This window comes from Streptomyces sp. NPDC028722 (assembly GCF_040637655.1).
Taxonomy (GTDB): domain Bacteria; phylum Actinomycetota; class Actinomycetes; order Streptomycetales; family Streptomycetaceae; genus Streptomyces.
Map to the genome: position 1 here is coordinate 45,111 of NZ_JBEZWU010000029.1, position 16,608 is coordinate 61,718.

15 protein-coding genes are annotated in these 16,608 nt (G+C 74.2%); 13 read left to right on the top strand and 2 right to left on the bottom strand.

Translation table 11 applies throughout. The features are described 5' to 3' along the window. Positions 1-99: 99 nt before the first annotated feature. Positions 100-1,332, top strand: coding sequence for a radical SAM family heme chaperone HemW (gene hemW, locus AB0F03_RS31720; protein WP_361998222.1), 1,233 nt, complete (start codon positions 100-102; stop codon positions 1,330-1,332). A gap of 74 nt (positions 1,333-1,406) precedes the next feature. Here hemW and AB0F03_RS31725 read toward each other — a convergent pair whose 3' ends face one another. Further along, positions 1,407-2,210: a DUF3097 domain-containing protein gene (locus AB0F03_RS31725; protein WP_361998225.1), complete on the bottom strand. Its 804-nt coding sequence runs from the start codon at positions 2,208-2,210 to the stop codon at positions 1,407-1,409. 68 nt (positions 2,211-2,278) lie between these two features. After that, positions 2,279-3,001, bottom strand: coding sequence for an MBL fold metallo-hydrolase (locus AB0F03_RS31730; protein ID WP_361998228.1), 723 nt, complete (start codon positions 2,999-3,001; stop codon positions 2,279-2,281). 171 nt (positions 3,002-3,172) lie between these two features. On the opposite strand from AB0F03_RS31730, the gene hrcA reads away from it, so the two are divergent. The 12 genes from hrcA (at position 3,173) to AB0F03_RS31790 (ending at position 16,606) form a co-directional block, all read left to right on the top strand. Beyond that, a complete protein-coding gene (gene hrcA / locus AB0F03_RS31735; RefSeq protein ID WP_361998230.1) occupies positions 3,173-4,189 on the top strand; it encodes a heat-inducible transcriptional repressor HrcA in 1,017 nt (338 codons plus the stop codon). Beyond that, positions 4,190-5,326 carry a molecular chaperone DnaJ gene (gene dnaJ, locus AB0F03_RS31740; RefSeq protein WP_356816254.1) on the top strand — a complete coding sequence of 379 codons (1,137 nt, stop codon included), beginning with the start codon at positions 4,190-4,192 and terminating at the stop codon, positions 5,324-5,326. Positions 5,327-5,598: 272 nt separating this feature from the next. Continuing rightward, complete coding sequence (locus AB0F03_RS31745; RefSeq protein WP_361998233.1) at positions 5,599-6,729, top strand: nitronate monooxygenase; 1,131 nt, start codon at positions 5,599-5,601, stop codon at positions 6,727-6,729. Continuing rightward, entirely contained in the window at positions 6,726-7,466 is a 741-nt protein-coding gene (locus tag AB0F03_RS31750; protein ID WP_361998236.1) for a 16S rRNA (uracil(1498)-N(3))-methyltransferase, read from the top strand. Before AB0F03_RS31745 ends, AB0F03_RS31750 begins: the two co-directional genes overlap by 4 nt. 15 nt (positions 7,467-7,481) lie before the next feature. After that, the gene (locus AB0F03_RS31755) at positions 7,482-7,874 is read left to right on the top strand and encodes a VOC family protein (RefSeq protein WP_361998238.1); all 393 of its coding nucleotides are present in this window, start codon (positions 7,482-7,484) and stop codon (positions 7,872-7,874) included. Between the two features lie 174 nt (positions 7,875-8,048). Further along, entirely contained in the window at positions 8,049-8,549 is a 501-nt protein-coding gene (locus AB0F03_RS31760; RefSeq protein ID WP_361998241.1) for a hypothetical protein, read from the top strand. 46 nt (positions 8,550-8,595) lie between these two features. After that, the gene (locus AB0F03_RS31765; protein ID WP_361998244.1) at positions 8,596-11,814 is read left to right on the top strand and encodes a PDZ domain-containing protein; all 3,219 of its coding nucleotides are present in this window, start codon (positions 8,596-8,598) and stop codon (positions 11,812-11,814) included. A gap of 96 nt (positions 11,815-11,910) precedes the next feature. Continuing rightward, a complete protein-coding gene (locus AB0F03_RS31770) occupies positions 11,911-12,264 on the top strand; it encodes a histidine triad nucleotide-binding protein (protein WP_361998246.1) in 354 nt (117 codons plus the stop codon). Positions 12,265-12,279: 15 nt separating this feature from the next. Beyond that, entirely contained in the window at positions 12,280-13,185 is a 906-nt protein-coding gene (locus AB0F03_RS31775) for a ribonuclease Z (protein ID WP_361998248.1), read from the top strand. Between the two features lie 20 nt (positions 13,186-13,205). Further along, positions 13,206-14,210 carry an adenosine deaminase gene (locus AB0F03_RS31780; RefSeq protein WP_361998251.1) on the top strand — a complete coding sequence of 335 codons (1,005 nt, stop codon included), beginning with the start codon at positions 13,206-13,208 and terminating at the stop codon, positions 14,208-14,210. 189 nt (positions 14,211-14,399) lie between these two features. Then, entirely contained in the window at positions 14,400-15,320 is a 921-nt protein-coding gene (locus AB0F03_RS31785; RefSeq protein ID WP_361998367.1) for a 5-dehydro-4-deoxyglucarate dehydratase, read from the top strand. Further along, positions 15,317-16,606, top strand: a complete 1,290-nt coding sequence (locus AB0F03_RS31790) for a glucarate dehydratase family protein (protein WP_361998254.1) — start codon at positions 15,317-15,319, stop codon at positions 16,604-16,606. The genes AB0F03_RS31785 and AB0F03_RS31790 overlap by 4 nt, the downstream gene beginning before the upstream one ends. Positions 16,607-16,608 lie beyond the last annotated feature (2 nt).

Genomic DNA, 16,608 nt, shown 5'->3' on the forward strand with positions numbered 1-16,608 from the left:
CGCCCACGCGCGCCCGCTCCTGGCACAGCGCCCGCCTCGTACGTCCGCCCGGGTCCGGTCCAGCCGGAGTGCCCGGCCGCGTGCGGGACAATGGGGGACATGCCTTCCGCACTTCCCGACGGTGAGCCCGTCCCCGCCGACGGTGCGCTGCCCGCGCACGCGCTCGCCGGGGCCGGTGACCGGCCGCTCGGCTTCTACCTCCACGTGCCGTACTGCGCGACCCGCTGCGGCTACTGCGACTTCAACACCTACACCGCGACCGAGCTGCGCGGCACGGGCGGGGTCCTCGCCTCCCGGGACAACTACGCCGAGACGCTGACCGACGAGATCCGGCTGGCCCGGAAGGTGCTGGGCGACGATCCGCGCGAGGTCCGCACGGTCTTCGTCGGCGGCGGTACGCCGACCCTGCTGGGCGCCGACGACCTGGTGCGGATGCTGGCCGCGGTCCGCGACGAGTTCGGTCTCGCGCCGGACGCGGAGATCACGACGGAGGCGAACCCGGAGTCGGTCGGCCCGGAGTATCTCGCCACCCTCCGGGAGGGCGGCTTCAACCGGATCTCCTTCGGCATGCAGAGCGCCAGGCAGCACGTGCTGAGGATCCTCGACCGCACCCATACCCCCGGCCGTCCGGAGGCGTGCGTGGCGGAGGCCAGGGCGGCGGGCTTCGAGCACGTCAACCTGGACCTGATCTACGGCACCCCGGGGGAGTCGGACGACGACTGGCGGGCCTCGCTGGAGGCGGCCCTGGGCGCCGGCCCGGACCACGTCAGCGCGTACGCGCTGATCGTCGAGGAGGGCACCAGGCTCGCCGGCCGGGTCCGCCGGGGCGAGATCCCGATGACGGACGACGACGTCCACGCCGACCGCTATCTGATCGCCGAGGAGATGCTGAGCGCGGCGGGCTTCGACTGGTACGAGGTCTCCAACTGGGCCACTTCCCCGGCGGCCCGCTGCCTGCACAACGAGTTGTACTGGCGGGGCGCCGACTGGTGGGGCGCCGGACCGGGCGCGCACAGCCATGTGGGCGGCGTGCGCTGGTGGAACGTGAAGCACCCGGGCGCGTACGCGGCGGCGCTGGCGTCGGGACGCTCGCCGGGCGCGGGCCGGGAGCTGCTGTCCGACGAGGACCGCAGGGTCGAGCGCGTCCTGCTGGAGCTGCGGCTGCGGGAGGGCGTGCCGCTGGACCTGCTCCGGGAGGAGGGGCTCGCGGCGGCACGCCGGGCCCTGGCCGACGGACTGCTCCGGACGGGGCCGTACGAGGAGGGGCGCGCCGCGCTGACCCTGCGCGGGCGGCTGCTGGCGGACGCGGTGGTGCGGGACCTGGTCGACTGACCCGTGCGGGACCTGGTCGACTGACCCCGTCACGCGGACGCGGTCACGGAGTGGATCAGCGCCTCGCCCGCCCCCTACGCGGGCGCGGTCACGAAGTCGATCAGTTCCTCGACCCGGCCCAGCAGTTCCGGCTCCAGGTCCTTGTACGACCGCACCCGGGCCAGGATCCCCTGCCACACCGCGCCCGTGTTCTCCGGCCAGCCCAGCGCCCGGCACACCCCCGTCTTCCAGTCCTGGCCGCGCGGCACCGCCGGCCAGGCCGGGATGCCCACGGCGGACGGCTTCACCGCCTCCCAGACGTCGATGTACGGGTGACCGACGACGAGCGCGTGCTCGCTGGTCACCGACTGTGCGATGCGCCACTCCTTGCTGCCGGGCACCAGGTGGTCCACGAGCACGCCCAGCCGGGCGTCCGGGCCCGGCGCGAACTCCGCGACGATCGCCGGCAGGTCGTCCACGCCCCCCAGGTACTCCACCACCACGCCCTCGACGCGCAGGTCGTCGCCCCACACCTTCTCGACCAGTTCGGCGTCGTGCCGGCCCTCGACGTAGATCCGGCCGGCGCGGGCCACGCGCGCGCGTGCGTCCGGCACGGCGACCGAGCCGGACGCCGTGCGCGTGGGGCGTGCCGGCCCCGACGGCGGCCGTACGAGCGTCACCGCGCGGCCCTCCAGCAGGAAGCCGCGCGGCTGGAGCGGGAACACCCGGTGCTTGCCGAAGCGGTCCTCCAGGGTCACCGTGCCGGCCTCGCAGCGGATCACCGCCCCGCAGAACCCGCTGCCGGGCTCCTCGACCACCAGGCCCGGCTCGGCCGCCACCTCCGGCACGGGCTTCGGCTTCTTCCACGACGGGGTCAGATCGGCGGAGTACTGGCGCATTCGGATGACGATAGGAGAAGCCGCACGGCGGCGCGCACGACACGCCGGGAACCGGTCGGGGCAGCGGCTCAGCTCACGCCGAATCGGGCGGCCAGCGCGTCCCGTTGACGCCGGACGAAGGCGGCGTCCACCACCGCTCCGTGTCCCGGCACGTACCGCGCGTCCTCGCCGCCCAGCGCCAGCAGCCGGTCCAGCGCGTCCGGCCAGCGCGAGGGGACCGCGTCCGGCCCCGCCTGCGGCTCGCCGGACTCCTCCACGAGGTCGCCGCAGAACACCACCTCCGGATCACCGGGGACGAGCACGGCGAGGTCGTGCGCGGTGTGGCCGGGGCCCACGTTCGCCAGCAGCGCCTGCCGGCCGCCGCCCAGGTCGAGCGTCCACTCGCCGGACACCGGGTGGCCGGGCGGGACCAGCGCGTCCACCGCCTCGTCGGTGTCGGCGGGCGGCAGGCCGTTCCTGAGCGCGTCCAGGCGCAGCTCCTCGCGCTCGTGGACCAGGACCGCGTCCGTGCCCACGGCCGCGTACGTCTCGGCGCCGGCGAACGCCGAGGCGCCGAAGACGTGGTCGAAGTGGGGATGGGTGAGAGCGAGATGGGTCACACGGCCGCCGGCCAGCGCCTCGGCCCGGGACCGCAGCCGGGCCCCCTCCGCCGGGCTCGATCCCGTGTCCACCACCAGCGCCGTGCCCACGCCGAGGACCAGGCCCGCCGTGCAGTCCCAGCCCGGCAGCCGGCACCGCCCCACCCCGGGGGCCAACCGTTCCCAGCCCAGGTCTTCCCAAGTCACCGTCATACCGGCGACGCTAGCGCTACGGGCCGGTACGGCGGGGCCGGCCTTGCCCGGTGCGTACCCGACAGCCGTACACTTGGCCGGGGAAGGCTGGCACTCGCACGGGCGGAGTGCCAGGCGGCCGGCCCGGACGGACGAACGGACGAGGGGACGACGTGCTGGAGGTGCGCGCGGATGCTGAGTGAACGCAGGCTTCAGGTGCTGCGCGCGATCGTCCAGGACTATGTCGGCACCGAGGAGCCGGTGGGCTCCAAGGCGCTCACCGAGCGGCACAACCTCGGCGTCTCCCCGGCGACCGTCCGCAACGACATGGCGGCCCTGGAGGACGAGGGATACATCGCCCAGCCGCACACCAGTGCGGGGCGCATCCCCACCGACAAGGGCTACCGGCTGTTCGTGGACAAGCTGGCCGGTGTGAAGCCGATGACCGGACCCGAGCGGCGGGCCATCCAGAACTTCCTGGAGGGCGCCGTCGACCTGGACGACGTCGTGGCGCGCACGGTGCGGCTGCTGGCGCAGCTGACCCGGCAGGTCGCCGTCGTGCAGTACCCGTCGCTGACCCGGTCCACCGTCCGGCACGTGGAGCTGCTCTCGCTGGCTCCCGCGCGGGTGATGCTGGTGCTGATCACGGACACCGGCCGGGTCGAGCAGCGGATGGTCGACTGCCCGGCGCCGTTCGGCGAGGCCTCGCTGGCGGATCTGCGGGCGCGGCTGAACAGCCGGGTCGCGGGCCGCCGGTTCGCGGACGTGCCGAAACTGGTCGAGGACCTGCCGGAGGCGTTCGACCACGAGGACCGCGGTACGGTCTCCACGGTGCTCTCCACTCTTCTGGAGACACTCGTCGAGGAGAACGAGGAGCGGCTGATGATCGGCGGTACCGCCAATCTCACCCGCTTCGGGCACGACTTCCCCCTCACGATCCGGCCTGTCCTGGAGGCCCTGGAGGAGCAGGTCGTGCTCCTCAAGCTCCTGGGCGAGGCGAAGGACCCGGGCGTGACCGTGCGCATCGGCCACGAGAACGCCCATGCAGGACTCAACTCCACCTCCGTCGTGTCGGTGGGCTACGGTTCGGGCGGCGAGGCAGTCGCCAAGCTCGGCGTGGTCGGACCGACCCGCATGGACTACCCGGGAACGATGGGAGCGGTACGCGCAGTGGCACGGTACGTCGGACAGATCCTGGCGGAGTCGTAAGTGGCCACGGACTACTACGCCGTTCTCGGCGTGCGCCGCGACGCGTCGCAGGATGAGATCAAGAAGGCGTTCCGTCGGCTCGCTCGCGAGCTGCACCCGGACGTCAACCCCGATCCGAAGACCCAGGAGCGGTTCAAGGAGATCAACGCCGCCTACGAGGTGCTGTCGGACCCGCAGAAGAAGCAGGTCTACGACCTCGGCGGCGACCCGCTCTCCCAGTCGGGCGGGGCCGGCGCGGGCGGTTTCGGCGCCGGCGGTTTCGGCAACTTCTCCGACATCATGGACGCGTTCTTCGGTACGGCGTCGCAGCGCGGGCCGCGCTCGCGCACCCGGCGCGGCCAGGACGCGATGATCCGCATCGAGATCGAGCTGGACGAGGCGGCCTTCGGGACGACCAAGGACATCCAGGTCGACACCGCGGTCGTCTGCAACACCTGCAACGGTGAGGGCGCGGCCCCGGGCACGTCCGCGCAGACGTGTGACATGTGCCGCGGCCGTGGCGAGGTGTCGCAGGTCACCCGGTCCTTCCTGGGCCAGGTCATGACCTCCCGGCCCTGCCCCCAGTGCCAGGGCTTCGGCACGGTGGTGCCGACCCCGTGCCCGGAGTGCGCCGGCGACGGCCGCGTCCGCTCGCGCCGCACGCTCACCGTGAAGATCCCGGCCGGTGTCGACAACGGCACCAGGATCCAGCTCGCCGGTGAGGGCGAGGTCGGTCCCGGCGGTGGCCCGGCCGGTGACCTGTACGTCGAGATCCACGAGCTGCCGCATCCGATGTTCCAGCGGCGCGGTGACGACCTGCACTGCACGGTCACCGTCCCGATGACGGCGGCGGCGCTCGGCACGAAGGTGCCGCTGGAGACCCTGGACGGCATGGAGGAGGTCGACATCCGGCCCGGCACCCAGTCCGGCCAGTCGATCCCGCTGCACGACCGGGGCGTGACCCATCTGCGCGGCGGCGGCCGGGGTGACCTGATCGTCCACGTCGAGGTCATGACCCCGACCAAGCTCGACCCCGAGCAGGAACGCGTCCTGCGCGAACTGGCCAAGCTGCGCGGCGAGGAACGCCCCCAGGGCCAGTTCCAGCCCGGGCAGCAGGGTCTGTTCTCCCGGCTGAAGGACGCTTTCAACGGCCGCTGAGGCGGGTGTCCGGGGGAGGCGGCCGAAAGGTGGCTGGGGGTCCGGGGGTCGTCCCCCGGGCAGGCGCAGTCAGCCCGGGCAGCAGGGTCTGTTCTCCCGGCTGAAGGACGCTTTCGACGGCCGCTGAGGCGGGTGGCCCGAGGTGGTCGAAGTCGGTCGCCGAGGGGCCGGGGTTTCGGGGAGGCCGGCCCCCCGAAACTCCTTATGCCACCGGGGTATGCCGCGGAAGCCCGGATTCGGTCTTGTTCGGGGGGACGTGACACCATGCGGTCATGTCCTCCGCGCTGACCGATCTCTTCCCCCACCCGATCGTGCAGGCCCCCATGGCGGGCGGCGTCTCCGTGCCCCAGCTCGTCGCCGCCGTCTCCGAGGCCGGTGGACTCGGGTTCCTGGCCGCCGGGTACAAGACCGCCGACGGCATGTACCAGGAGATCAAGCAGCTGCGGGGACTGACGGGCCGGCCGTTCGGCGTGAACGTGTTCATGCCGCAGCCGGAGTACCCCGGCGCGGCCACCGGCATCAGCGCGCCGGCCGGCGCCGCGCCCTCGTCCGGCGCCGTCGAGGTGTACGCCCACCAGCTGGCCGGTGAGGCCGCCTGGTACGAGACCGAGCTGGGGGACCCGGACAGCGGCCGGGACGACGGCTACGAGGCCAAACTCGCCGTGCTGCTCGACAACCCGGTGCCGGTCGTCTCCTTCCACTTCGGCGTGCCGAGCCGCGAGGTGCTCGACCGGTTCCGCCGGGCGGGCACGTTCACCCTGGTCACCGCCACCACCGCGGAGGAGGCCCGCGCGGTCGAACGGGCCGGCGCGGACGCGGTGATCGCCCAGGGCGTGGAGGCCGGCGGCCACCAGGGCACGCACCGCGACCTCCCGGAGAACGACGGCTCCGGCATCGGACTGCTCTCCCTGGTCACGCAGATCCGCGAGACGGTCCGCGTCCCGGTCGTGGCCGCCGGCGGCATCATGCGCGGTAGACAGATCGCCGCCGTCCTCGCGGCCGGTGCGAGCGCGGCCCAGCTGGGCACCGCGTTCCTTGCCACCCCCGAGTCCGGCGCGCACGACCTGCACAAACAGGCGCTGACCAACCCCCTGTTCGCCCGCACCGAGCTGACCCGCGCCTTCTCCGGCCGGCCGGCCCGCGGCCTGGTCAACCGCTTCCTGCGCGAGCACGGCCCGTACGCGCCCGCCGCCTACCCGGACGTCCACCACATGACGGCGCCGCTGCGCAAGGCCGCCGCCAAGGCCGGGGACGCGCAGGGCATGGCGCTCTGGGCGGGCCAGGGACACCGGCTGGCCCGGGCGCTGCCGGCCGGGGAGCTGGTGGAGGTGCTGGCGGCCGAACTCGCCGAGGCCAGGACGGCGTTGTCCGACCTGCCGCGGTCCGGAGGTGACGCGCGATGACCGCCCCCGTCTTCATCGTGGACGAACTCGACCTGACCGGGCCGGAGTTCGTGCTCGACGGCCCCGAGGGGCGGCACGCCGTGTCCGTGAAGCGGCTGCGGACCGGCGAGGACGTGGTCCTCACCGACGGGCGCGGACGCTGGGCCGAGGGCGTCGTCAAGGCCGCCGAGGGCAAGGACCGTCTGGTGGTCACGGATCTGGAGTCCGTGCGCGAGGAGCCCCCGGCCGCCCCGCGGATCACCGTCGTACAGGCCCTGCCCAAGGGCGACCGCGGTGAACTGGCCGTGGAGACGATGACCGAGGTCGGGGTCGACGCCATCGTGCCCTGGCAGGCGTCCCGTTGCATCACCCAGTGGAAGGGCGAGCGCGGTCTGAAGGCCCTCGGCAAGTGGCGGGCCACCGCCCGGGAGGCCGGCAAGCAGTCCCGCCGGGTCCGCTTCCCCGAGGTCGGGGACACGGCGACGACGAGGCAGGTGGCCGAGCTGCTCGCCCGCGCCGACCTCGCCGCCGTCCTCCACGAGAGCGGCGACGAACGCCTCGCCACCGCCGAGCTCCCCGCCGTCGGCGAGATCGTGCTGGTCGTCGGTCCCGAGGGCGGTGTCTCCCCCGAGGAGCTGGCCCTGTTCGCGGAGGCGGGCGCGCGGCCGTACGTCCTCGGTCCCACCGTGCTGCGCACGTCCACCGCCGGCACCGCCGCGGCGGCCCTGCTGCTGGGCCGCACCGGCCGCTGGTCCTGACCACCGGGAGGCACCGTGGAACTCGCCCAGGTCCGGCTGCTCGTCACCGACTTCGCCGCCTGCTACCGCTTCTACGCCGACGTGCTGGGCCTCACGCCGCAGTCCGGCGCGGAGCGGGGCCCGTACGAGAAGTTCGGCCCGCACGCCGGCTCCGCCGGGATCGCGCTACAGGACCGCGCCATGATGGCCGAGGTCCTGGCCGAGCTGGGCGGCACCGCCACCGGTCACCGCTCCCTGGTCGTGCTGCGCGTGGACGATCTCGACGCGTGCTGCGCGCGGATCACCGCCCGCGGCGCGACCCTGCTGCACGGCCCGGCCCCGCTGACCGACCGCATGCGGGTGGCGTACCTGAAGGACCCGGAGGGCAACCTCGTCGAACTCCAGGAGTGGCTGCTGCTGCGCGGCTGACGGTGACGGCTGACGGCGACGGCCGGGGCAGGTGCGCCCGCCGCGTGCGCGTGCCGGATCCGGACCCTGCTCCGGACGGGTGAGTGGCCGTATGCGGCCTACCGCACCGCCCGGGCCGGTGGCACGCTGCCCTGTATGGGGGCATGCGGACGGATGCGGAACGGATCGCGGGCGATGGCCGCGGCGGGGCTCGTCGTGCTGGCGACGGCTGCCGCGGTGGCGTGCCGGCCGGACGGGCTCAGCTCCATGACCGTCGCCTACACCACCGACCGGACGGCCACCGCCGCGCTGCAACACCGGCACGTCGACGTCGCCTGGCTCACCTGCACCGGTGCCGAGGGCGGCAAACGCACGCGCGGCGCCTCACCCGGGCCGGGCGAGACCACCGTCGTCTCCGTCGACTGCCAGGGCCGGACGGGTGACGGGCGGAAGATCGTCGTCACCGGGCTGGTGACCAAGGCCGTCGACGGCGCCTGCGTGCGCGGGGACCTGACCGCGAAGGCCGGCGGCAGACAGGTCTTCCACGTCGACGGGCTCGGCGACTGCGCCGCCGGGCCCGGACCCACCTACCGCCCGCCCACGGTCGGACGGCCGGAGCCCACCGTGACCGTCACCGTCACCCGGACCGTGTGGTGCCGGACCGAGGCCGCCTGCGGGTCGGCGCAGGGCAAGTGATCGGAACCGGCAGCGGGGCACACCGGTCGCTGCGTAGAGTGACGGGGTGACTCAGGGTGCCTCCACGGGAACGACGGAAACCGCCGCCTACCTCCGATTCCCTCATCTGCACGGCGACTTGGTGACCTTCGTCGCCGAGGACGACGTCTGGCTCGCACCGCTCGACGGCGGCCGGGCCTGGCGGATCAGCGCCGACAACCGGCCGGTGACGCTGCCCCGGATATCCCCGGACGGTGCGCACCTCGCCTGGACGTCCACCCGGGACGGCGCCCCCGAGGTGCACGTCGCCCCGGTCGACGGCGGCCCCGCCGAGCGGCTGACGTACTGGGGTGACCGCCGTACCGAGGTGCGCGGCTGGACGGCGGACGGGCGGGTGCTCGCGCTCGGCGCGCAGGGCCGGCACAGTTCCCGCCACACCTGGGCGCACGCCGTCCCGCTCGACGGCGGACCGGCCGAGACACTGCCGTACGGGCCGGTCGGGGACCTGGCGCAGGGGCCCGCCACCGTGCTGCTGTCCGCGCCGATGGGCCGCGAGGCCGCCTACTGGAAGCGCTACCGGGGCGGTACGGCGGGGAAGCTGTGGATCGACCGCGACGGCGACGGCCAGTTCGTGCGGCTGCACGAGGACATCGCCGGGAACATCGAGTGCCCGGTGTGGGCCGGCGACCGGATCGCCTTCCTCTCCGACCACGAGGGCACCGGAGCCGTCTACTCCTCCCTCCCCGACGGCTCCGACCTGCGCCGGCACACCCCGCTCGGGGGCTTCTACGCCCGGCACGCGGCCGGTGACGGCGACCGGGTCGTCTACAGCTCGGCCGGTGAACTCTGGCTCCTGGACGACCTGGAGGGCGCCGAGCCGCGCCGCCTGGACGTGAGGCTGGGCGGACCCCGGACGGACCTGCGGCCACGCCCGGTCAACGCCGCCCGCTGGTTCGGCGAGGCGTCCCCCGACCACACCGCGCGCGGCAGCGCCGTGTGCGTGCGCGGCGGCGTCCACTGGGTCACCCACCGCTCCGGACCCGCCCGCGCCCTCGCCGCCACCCCCGGCGTCCGCGCCCGGATGCCGCGCGCCTTCCGCGCCGCGGGCGAGGAGTGGGTGGTGTGGGTGACGGACGCCGAGGGCGACGACGCCCTGGAGTTCGCTCCCGCGACCGGCACCGTACCCGGCGCCCCGCCCCGCCGGCTCGCCGCCGGGCAGCTCGGCCGGGTCCTGGAGCTGGCCATGGCGCCCGACGGCAGCCGGGCCGCCGTCGCCGCGCACGACGGCCGGCTGCTGCTCGTCGAACGGGAGACCGGCGAGGTCCGCGAGGTGGACCGCAGCGACGACGGTGAGGTCTCCGGCCTCGCCTTCTCCCCGGACTCCGCCTGGCTCGCCTGGGCCCACCCCGGCCCCCGCCCGCTGTCCCAGCTGCGCCTCGCCCACACCACCGACCTGTCGGTCACCGAGGCGACCCCGCTGCGCTTCCAGGACTACGCGCCCACCTTCACCCTCGACGGCCGGCACCTCGCCTTCCTCTCCAACCGCGCCTTCGACCCGGTCTACGACGAGCACGTCTTCGATCTCGCGTTCGTGGTCGGCGCCCGCCCGCACCTGATCACCCTGGCCGCCACCACGCCCTCGCCGTTCGGCCCGCAGCGCCACGGCCGTTCCTTCGAGACGCCGGACAAGGACGAGACCCCCGACGGCGAGGGCACCCCCGCCACCCGCATCGACCTCGAGGGGCTCGCCGACCGGATCGTGCCCTTCCCGGTCGAGGCCGGCCGCTACTCCACGCTGCGCGCCGCCAAGGACGGTGTCCTCTGGCTGCGCCACCCGGTGCAGGGCGTCCTCGGCGCCGCCCGCGCCCACCCCGAGGACGCCGACCCGCACACCGAGCTGGAGCGCTACGACCTCGCCCAGCGCCGCCTGGAGCACCTCGCCTCCCCGGCCGACCACTTCGAGGTCAGCGGCGACGGCCGGCGCGTGCTGCTGTGGAGCGAGGGCCGCCTGCGGGTCGTCCCCGGCGACCGCCGCGCCGGCACCGACGACGACGGCGACACCAGCGTCACCGTCGACCTGGCCCGCGTCCGGCAGAGCGTCGACCCGGCCGCCGAGTGGCGGCAGATGTACGACGAGACCGGCCGCCTCATGCGCGACCACTTCTGGCGCCCCGACCTCGGCGGCGTCGACTGGGACGGCGTCCTCGGCCGCTACCGCCCGCTGCTCGCCCGTCTCGCCACCCACAGCGACCTGGTCGACCTGCTGTGGGAGGTGCACGGCGAACTCGGCACCTCGCACGCCTACGTCATCCCGGCCGGCGGCCCCGGCGGCGGCGCCCGGCACGGTCTGCTCGGCGCCGACATCTCCCGCCACGCGGACGGCAGCTGGCGCGTCGACCGCATCCTGCCCGCGGAGACCTCCGACCCGGACGCCCGCTCCCCGCTCGCCGCACCCGGTGTCGCCGTCCGCCCCGGGGACGCGATCATCGCCGTGGCCGGGTACCCCGTCGACCCGGTGCGGGGCCCCGGCCCCCTGCTCGTGGGCACGGCCGGCCACCCCGTCGAGCTGACCGTCTCCCCGGCCGCCGGCGGTGAACCCCGCCACCCGGTCGTGGTCCCCGTCGCCGACGAGGAACCCCTGCGCTACCACGCCTGGGTCGCCGACCGCCGCGCCCACGTCCACGCGGTCTCCGGCGGCCGTCTCGGCTATCTCCACGTGCCCGACATGCAGGCCCCGGGCTGGGCGCAGATCCACCGCGACCTGCGGGTCGAGGTCACCCGCGAGGGCCTCGTGGTCGACGTCCGCGAGAACCGCGGCGGCCACACCTCCCAGCTCGTCGTGGAGAAACTGGCCCGCCGGGTCATCGGCTGGGACCTCGCGCGCGGCATGCGCCCCACCAGCTATCCCCTGGACGCGCCCCGCGGCCCGGTCGTCGCCGTCGCCAACGAGTTCTCCGGCTCCGACGGCGACATCGTCAACGCGGCCGTCAAGGCCCTCGGTATCGGCCCGGTCGTCGGCACCCGCACCTGGGGCGGTGTCATCGGCATCGACAGCCGCTACCACCTGGTCGACGGCACCCTGATCACCCAGCCGAAGTACGCGATGTGGCTGGAGGGTTCCGGCTGGGACGTGGAGAACCACGGCGTGGACCCCGACGTGGAGGTGGTCCAGCGCCCCCAGGACTGGGTGGAGGGCCGGGACGCCCAGCTCGACGCGGCCGTCGGACTCGCGCTGGCGGCCCTGGAGTCGGCCCCGGCGAAGACCCCGCCGGACCTGCCGGTCTGAGGGACGCGAGGAACCGCGCGGCCGGCCACGGACGGCACGGCCGCCCGCACCCGAACCACTACGATGCCCACGGTATTGATCACAGGAGGCACACGCATGGCCGGCGAACCGCAGGACGACTGCCTGTTCTGCAAGATCGTGGCGGGAGACATCCCGGCGACGATCGTCCGTGAGACCGAGACGACCCTGGCGTTCCGCGACATAAACCCCCAGGCGCCCACCCACGTCCTGGTGATCCCCAAGGCCCACTACGAGAACGCCGCCGCCCTGGCCGCCGGCGCCCCGCAGCTCGCGGCCGACGTCCTCGCCGAGACCCGGGCCGTGGCCGAGGGGGAGGCCCTGGACAGTTACCGCACCGTCTTCAACACCGGTTCCGGCGCCGGCCAGACCGTCTGGCACGCCCACGCCCACGTCCTGGGCGGCCGCGGTCTCCAGTGGCCCCCCGGATAGGGCGGAGCCGGCACCGTGTCCGTCCGTGAACTGGTGGTCCTCGGCACCGCCAGCCAGGTCCCCACCCGGCACCGCAATCACAACGGCTACCTGCTGCGGTGGGACGGCGAGGGCATCCTGTTCGACCCCGGCGAGGGCACTCAGCGGCAGATGCTGCGCGCCGGGGTCGCCGCCCACGACCTGAACCGGATCTGCGTCACGCACTTCCACGGCGACCACTCGCTGGGCCTGGCGGGAGTCATCCAGCGGATCAACCTCGACCGGGTGCCGCACGAGGTCACCGCGCACTACCCGCGCTCCGGCCAGATGTACTTCGACCGCCTGCGCCACGCGACCGCCTACCGGGAGACGGTCCGCCTCACCGAGGCCCCGGTCGACGCCGACGGCGTCCTCGCCGTGACCCCGTCGTACACCGTGGAGGCCCGCAGGCTCTCCCACCCCGTCGAGTCCTACGGCTACCGGCTCGTCGAACCGGACGGCCGCCGCATGCTGCCCGACCGGCTGGCCGCGCTCGGGGTCAGGGGCCCGGACGTCGGCGTGCTCCAGCGCGCGGGCCGGGTCGGGGACGTGTCGCTGGAGGACGTCAGCGAGGTGCGGCGCGGGCAGCGGTTCGCGTTCGTCATGGACACCCGGCTCTGCGACGGGGTCCACGCGCTCGCGGAGGGCTGCGACCTGCTCGTCATCGAGTCCACGTTCCTCGACGAGGACGAGGCGCTGGCGGTCGAGCACGGGCATCTCACCGCCGGCCAGGCCGCCCGGGTGGCGCGCGACGCCGGCGTACGGCACCTGGTCCTGACCCACTTCAGCCAGCGCTACACCGACCCGGAGGAGTTCGAGCGGCAGGCGCGGGCGGCGGGCTTCGGGGGCGAGCTGACCGTGGCCCACGACCTGCTCCGCGTACCGGTTCCGAAACGGCGGTAAAGCACCCGTACGATGCTTTGATGCCCCTCCCCAAAGCAGAACTGCACCTCCATGTCGAAGGCACCCTGGAGCCCGAGCTGGCGTTCGCGCTGGCCGCGCGCAACGGCGTCGAACTGCCGTACGCCGACACGGACGCGCTCCGTGAGGCCTACCGGTTCGAGGACCTCCAGTCCTTCCTCAACCTGTACTACGAGCTGATGGCCGTCCTGCGCACCGAGCAGGACTTCGCCGACCTGGCCGACGCCTACCTCGCCCGCGCCGCCGCGCAGGGCGTGCGGCACGCCGAGATCTTCTTCGACCCGCAGGCCCACCTGGCCCGGGGCGTGGCCATGGGCACGGTCGTGGAGGGGCTGTGGCGGGCGCTCGGCCGCGGCGAGGAGCGGCACGGCGTCTCCACCCGGCTGATCATGTGCTTCCTGCGCGACGAGTCCGCCGAGTCGGCCCTGGCGGCCCTGGAGGCCGCCAAGCCCTACCTGGACCGGATCACCGGGGTGGGCCTGGACTCCGCCGAGGTCGGGCATCCGCCGGTGAAGTTCCGCGAGGTGTACGAGGCCGCCGCCGCGCTCGGGCTGCGCCGCGTCGCGCACGCCGGGGAGGAGGGGCCGCCGGAGTACATCACCGAGGCCCTGGACGTGCTCGGTGTGGAGCGCGTCGACCACGGTCTGCGCTGCCTGGAGGACCCGGCGCTGGTCGAGCGGCTGGTCCGGGACCGGATCCCGCTCACCCTGTGCCCGCTGTCCAACGTCCGGCTGCGCGCCGTGGACACCCTGGCGGACCATCCGCTGCCGGCCATGCTCGACGCCGGGCTGCTGTGCACGGTCAACTCCGACGACCCCGCGTACTTCGGCGGGTACGCCGGTGACAACTTCGCGGCGGTGGGCACGGTCCTCGGCCTGTCCCGGGAGCGGCTGCGCGAACTGGCCCGCAACTCCTTCCTCGCCTCCTTCCTGGAGGACGACGAGGACCGCAGGGCGCGCTGCCTCGCCGAGGTCGACGCCTACGAGTTCGGCGACGCGGTGGCGTAGGCGCCCCGCCGCTCCGGCGGAGGTCTCCCCGCCGGAGGTGATCCGGGTCACCATGACGTCCGGGGATGGCGGACCGGGGGACGACCGTCTAACCTCCGTTCTTATATGTGACCTGCATTCACAAGAGGGGATGGTCCAGTGGACGGCGACCCGGCTCCGCAGGACGTGGCGCGGCGGCTGCGGGAGGGGATGGCGCGGGGCGTGCTGTCCTTCCCGCTCACCGCCTTCCACGACGACGGCACCCTCGACCCCGACGGCTTCCGCGCCCATGCCGCCGGCCAGCTCGCCGCCGGGCCCGGCGCCCTCTTCCCGGCCTGCGGCACCGGCGAGTTCTTCTCCCTGGACGAGGACGAGTACCGCACGGTCGTCTCCGTCGCCGTCGAGGAGGCGGCCCGCGGCGCGGGCGCCCGGGCGGGGGACGCGGTGCCCGTCGTCGCCGGCACCGGATACGGCTGGGCGCAGGCCGCCCGGTTCGCGCGGATCGCCGAGGAGGCCGGCGCCGACGCCCTGCTGGTGCTGCCGCACTACCTGGTCGACGCCCCGCAGGACGGCCTCGCCGCCCAGCTGGAACAGCTCGCCGCCCGCACCCGGCTGCCCCTGATCGCCTATCAGCGCGGCCAGGTCGCCTACGGCGTGGACGCGTTGCGGCGCATCGCGCGCGTCCCCGGCGTCATCGGCCTCAAGGACGGCCACAGCGACCTCGACCGCCTCCAGCGCCTCACCCTCGCCGCACCCGACGGCTTCCTCTTCTTCAACGGCGCCGCCACCGCCGAGATCCAGGCCCGCGCCTACGCGGCCGTCGGCGTCCCCGCCTACTCCTCCGCCGTCCACGCCTTCGCGCCCGAGATCGCCGGCGCCTTCCGCACCGCGCTGAACGAGGAGGACCACGGCACCGTCGACGCGCTGCTGCGCGGTTTCTACGTCCCCTTCGTCGAACTGCGCGACCGCGCACCCGGATACGCCGTGTCCCTGGTGAAGGCGGCGGCCCGGCTGCGCGGACGGCCGGTCGGTCCCGTACGCGCCCCGCTCGCCGATCCCGCGCCCGCCGACCTCGCCGCCCTGAAGGCCCTCCTCACCACCGGACTCGACCTCGTGGGAGCCTCCCTGTGACCCGTGACCTGACCATCACCGAGGTGCGGCTGACACCGATCCTGGTCGCCGACCCGCCGCTGCTCAACACCCAGGGTGTCCACCAGCCGTACACCCCCCGGCTGATCGTGGAGGTCGTGACCGCCGACGGGATCACCGGGCTCGGCGAGACCTACGGCGACACCAAGTACCTGGAACTGGCCCGGCCGCTGGCCGAGCGGCTCACCGGCCGCTCGGTCACGGACGTGAACGGCCTGTTCGGGATCGACCTCGCCGTGGACGCCTCCCGCGTCGAGGGCCAGGCGGACGCCGGCGGGCTGCGCGGGGTGCAGAGCGCCGACAAACTGCGGCTGTCCGTGCTCTCCGCCTTCGAGGTCGCCTGCCTCGACGCCCAGGGCAGGGCGCTCGGACTGCCCGTGCACGCGCTGCTCGGCGGCAAGGTCCGGGACGCCGTCGAGTACAGCGCCTATCTCTTCTACAAGTGGGCCGCCCACCCGGCGGGCGTACCGGCCGAGCCGGACGAGTGGGGACCCGCCCTCGACCCGGCCGGGGTGGTGGCACAGGCACGCCGGCTCCGGGAGCTGCACGGCTTCGGCTCCTTCAAGCTCAAGGGCGGTGTCCTCCCGCCCGAGGAGGAGACCGCCGCCGTACGCGCCCTCGCCGAGGCCTTCCCCGGGCATCCGCTGCGCCTGGACCCCAACGGCGCCTGGTCGGTGGCGACCTCGCTGAAGGTGGCGGAGGAACTCGGGGACGTCCTGGAGTACCTGGAGGACCCGACGCTGGGCACCCCCCAGATGGCCGCCGTGGCCGCGGGCACGGACGTCCCCCTCGCGACCAACATGTGCGTGACGACCTTCGGCGAGATCAGGGAGGCGTTCGAACGGCGCGCCGTGCAGGTCGTCCTCTCCGACCACCACTACTGGGGCGGGCTGCGCAACACCCAGCACCTCGCCGCGATCTGCGCCGCCTTCGGGGTCGGGGTGTCCATGCACTCCAACACCCACCTGGGCATCAGCCTCGCCGCCATGACCCAGGTGGCGTCCACGGTCCCCGGCCTGCGCCACGCGTGCGACTCCCACTACCCCTGGCAGTCCGAGGACGTCCTCACCGAGCGGCTCGCCTTCGAGGGCGGCCGGATCGCGGTGGGCGACGCCCCCGGTCTCGGCGTGGAGCTGGACCGCGACGAACTGGCCCGGCTGCACCGGCGGTGGGCCGCGGACGACGGCGGGTACCGGGACCGCGACGACGCGGCGGCGATGCGGGTGGCCGAACCGGACTGGCGGACCCCGGCGATGCCCCGCTGGTGACC

Excerpts from the sequence above, each read along its gene's own strand:
- hemW (WP_361998222.1), top strand. The coding sequence starts at position 100 with ATGCCTTCCGCACTTCCCGACGGTGAGCCCGTCCCCGCCGACGGTGCG.
- AB0F03_RS31725 (WP_361998225.1), bottom strand. The coding sequence starts at position 2,210 with ATGCGCCAGTACTCCGCCGATCTGACCCCGTCGTGGAAGAAGCCGAAG.
- AB0F03_RS31730 (WP_361998228.1), bottom strand. The coding sequence starts at position 3,001 with ATGACGGTGACTTGGGAAGACCTGGGCTGGGAACGGTTGGCCCCCGGG.
- hrcA (WP_361998230.1), top strand. The coding sequence starts at position 3,173 with ATGCTGAGTGAACGCAGGCTTCAGGTGCTGCGCGCGATCGTCCAGGAC.
- AB0F03_RS31745 (WP_361998233.1), top strand. The coding sequence starts at position 5,599 with ATGTCCTCCGCGCTGACCGATCTCTTCCCCCACCCGATCGTGCAGGCC.
- AB0F03_RS31750 (WP_361998236.1), top strand. The coding sequence starts at position 6,726 with ATGACCGCCCCCGTCTTCATCGTGGACGAACTCGACCTGACCGGGCCG.
- AB0F03_RS31760 (WP_361998241.1), top strand. The coding sequence starts at position 8,049 with ATGGCCGCGGCGGGGCTCGTCGTGCTGGCGACGGCTGCCGCGGTGGCG.
- AB0F03_RS31770 (WP_361998246.1), top strand. The coding sequence starts at position 11,911 with ATGGCCGGCGAACCGCAGGACGACTGCCTGTTCTGCAAGATCGTGGCG.
- AB0F03_RS31780 (WP_361998251.1), top strand. The coding sequence starts at position 13,206 with ATGCCCCTCCCCAAAGCAGAACTGCACCTCCATGTCGAAGGCACCCTG.
- AB0F03_RS31785 (WP_361998367.1), top strand. The coding sequence starts at position 14,400 with ATGGCGCGGGGCGTGCTGTCCTTCCCGCTCACCGCCTTCCACGACGAC.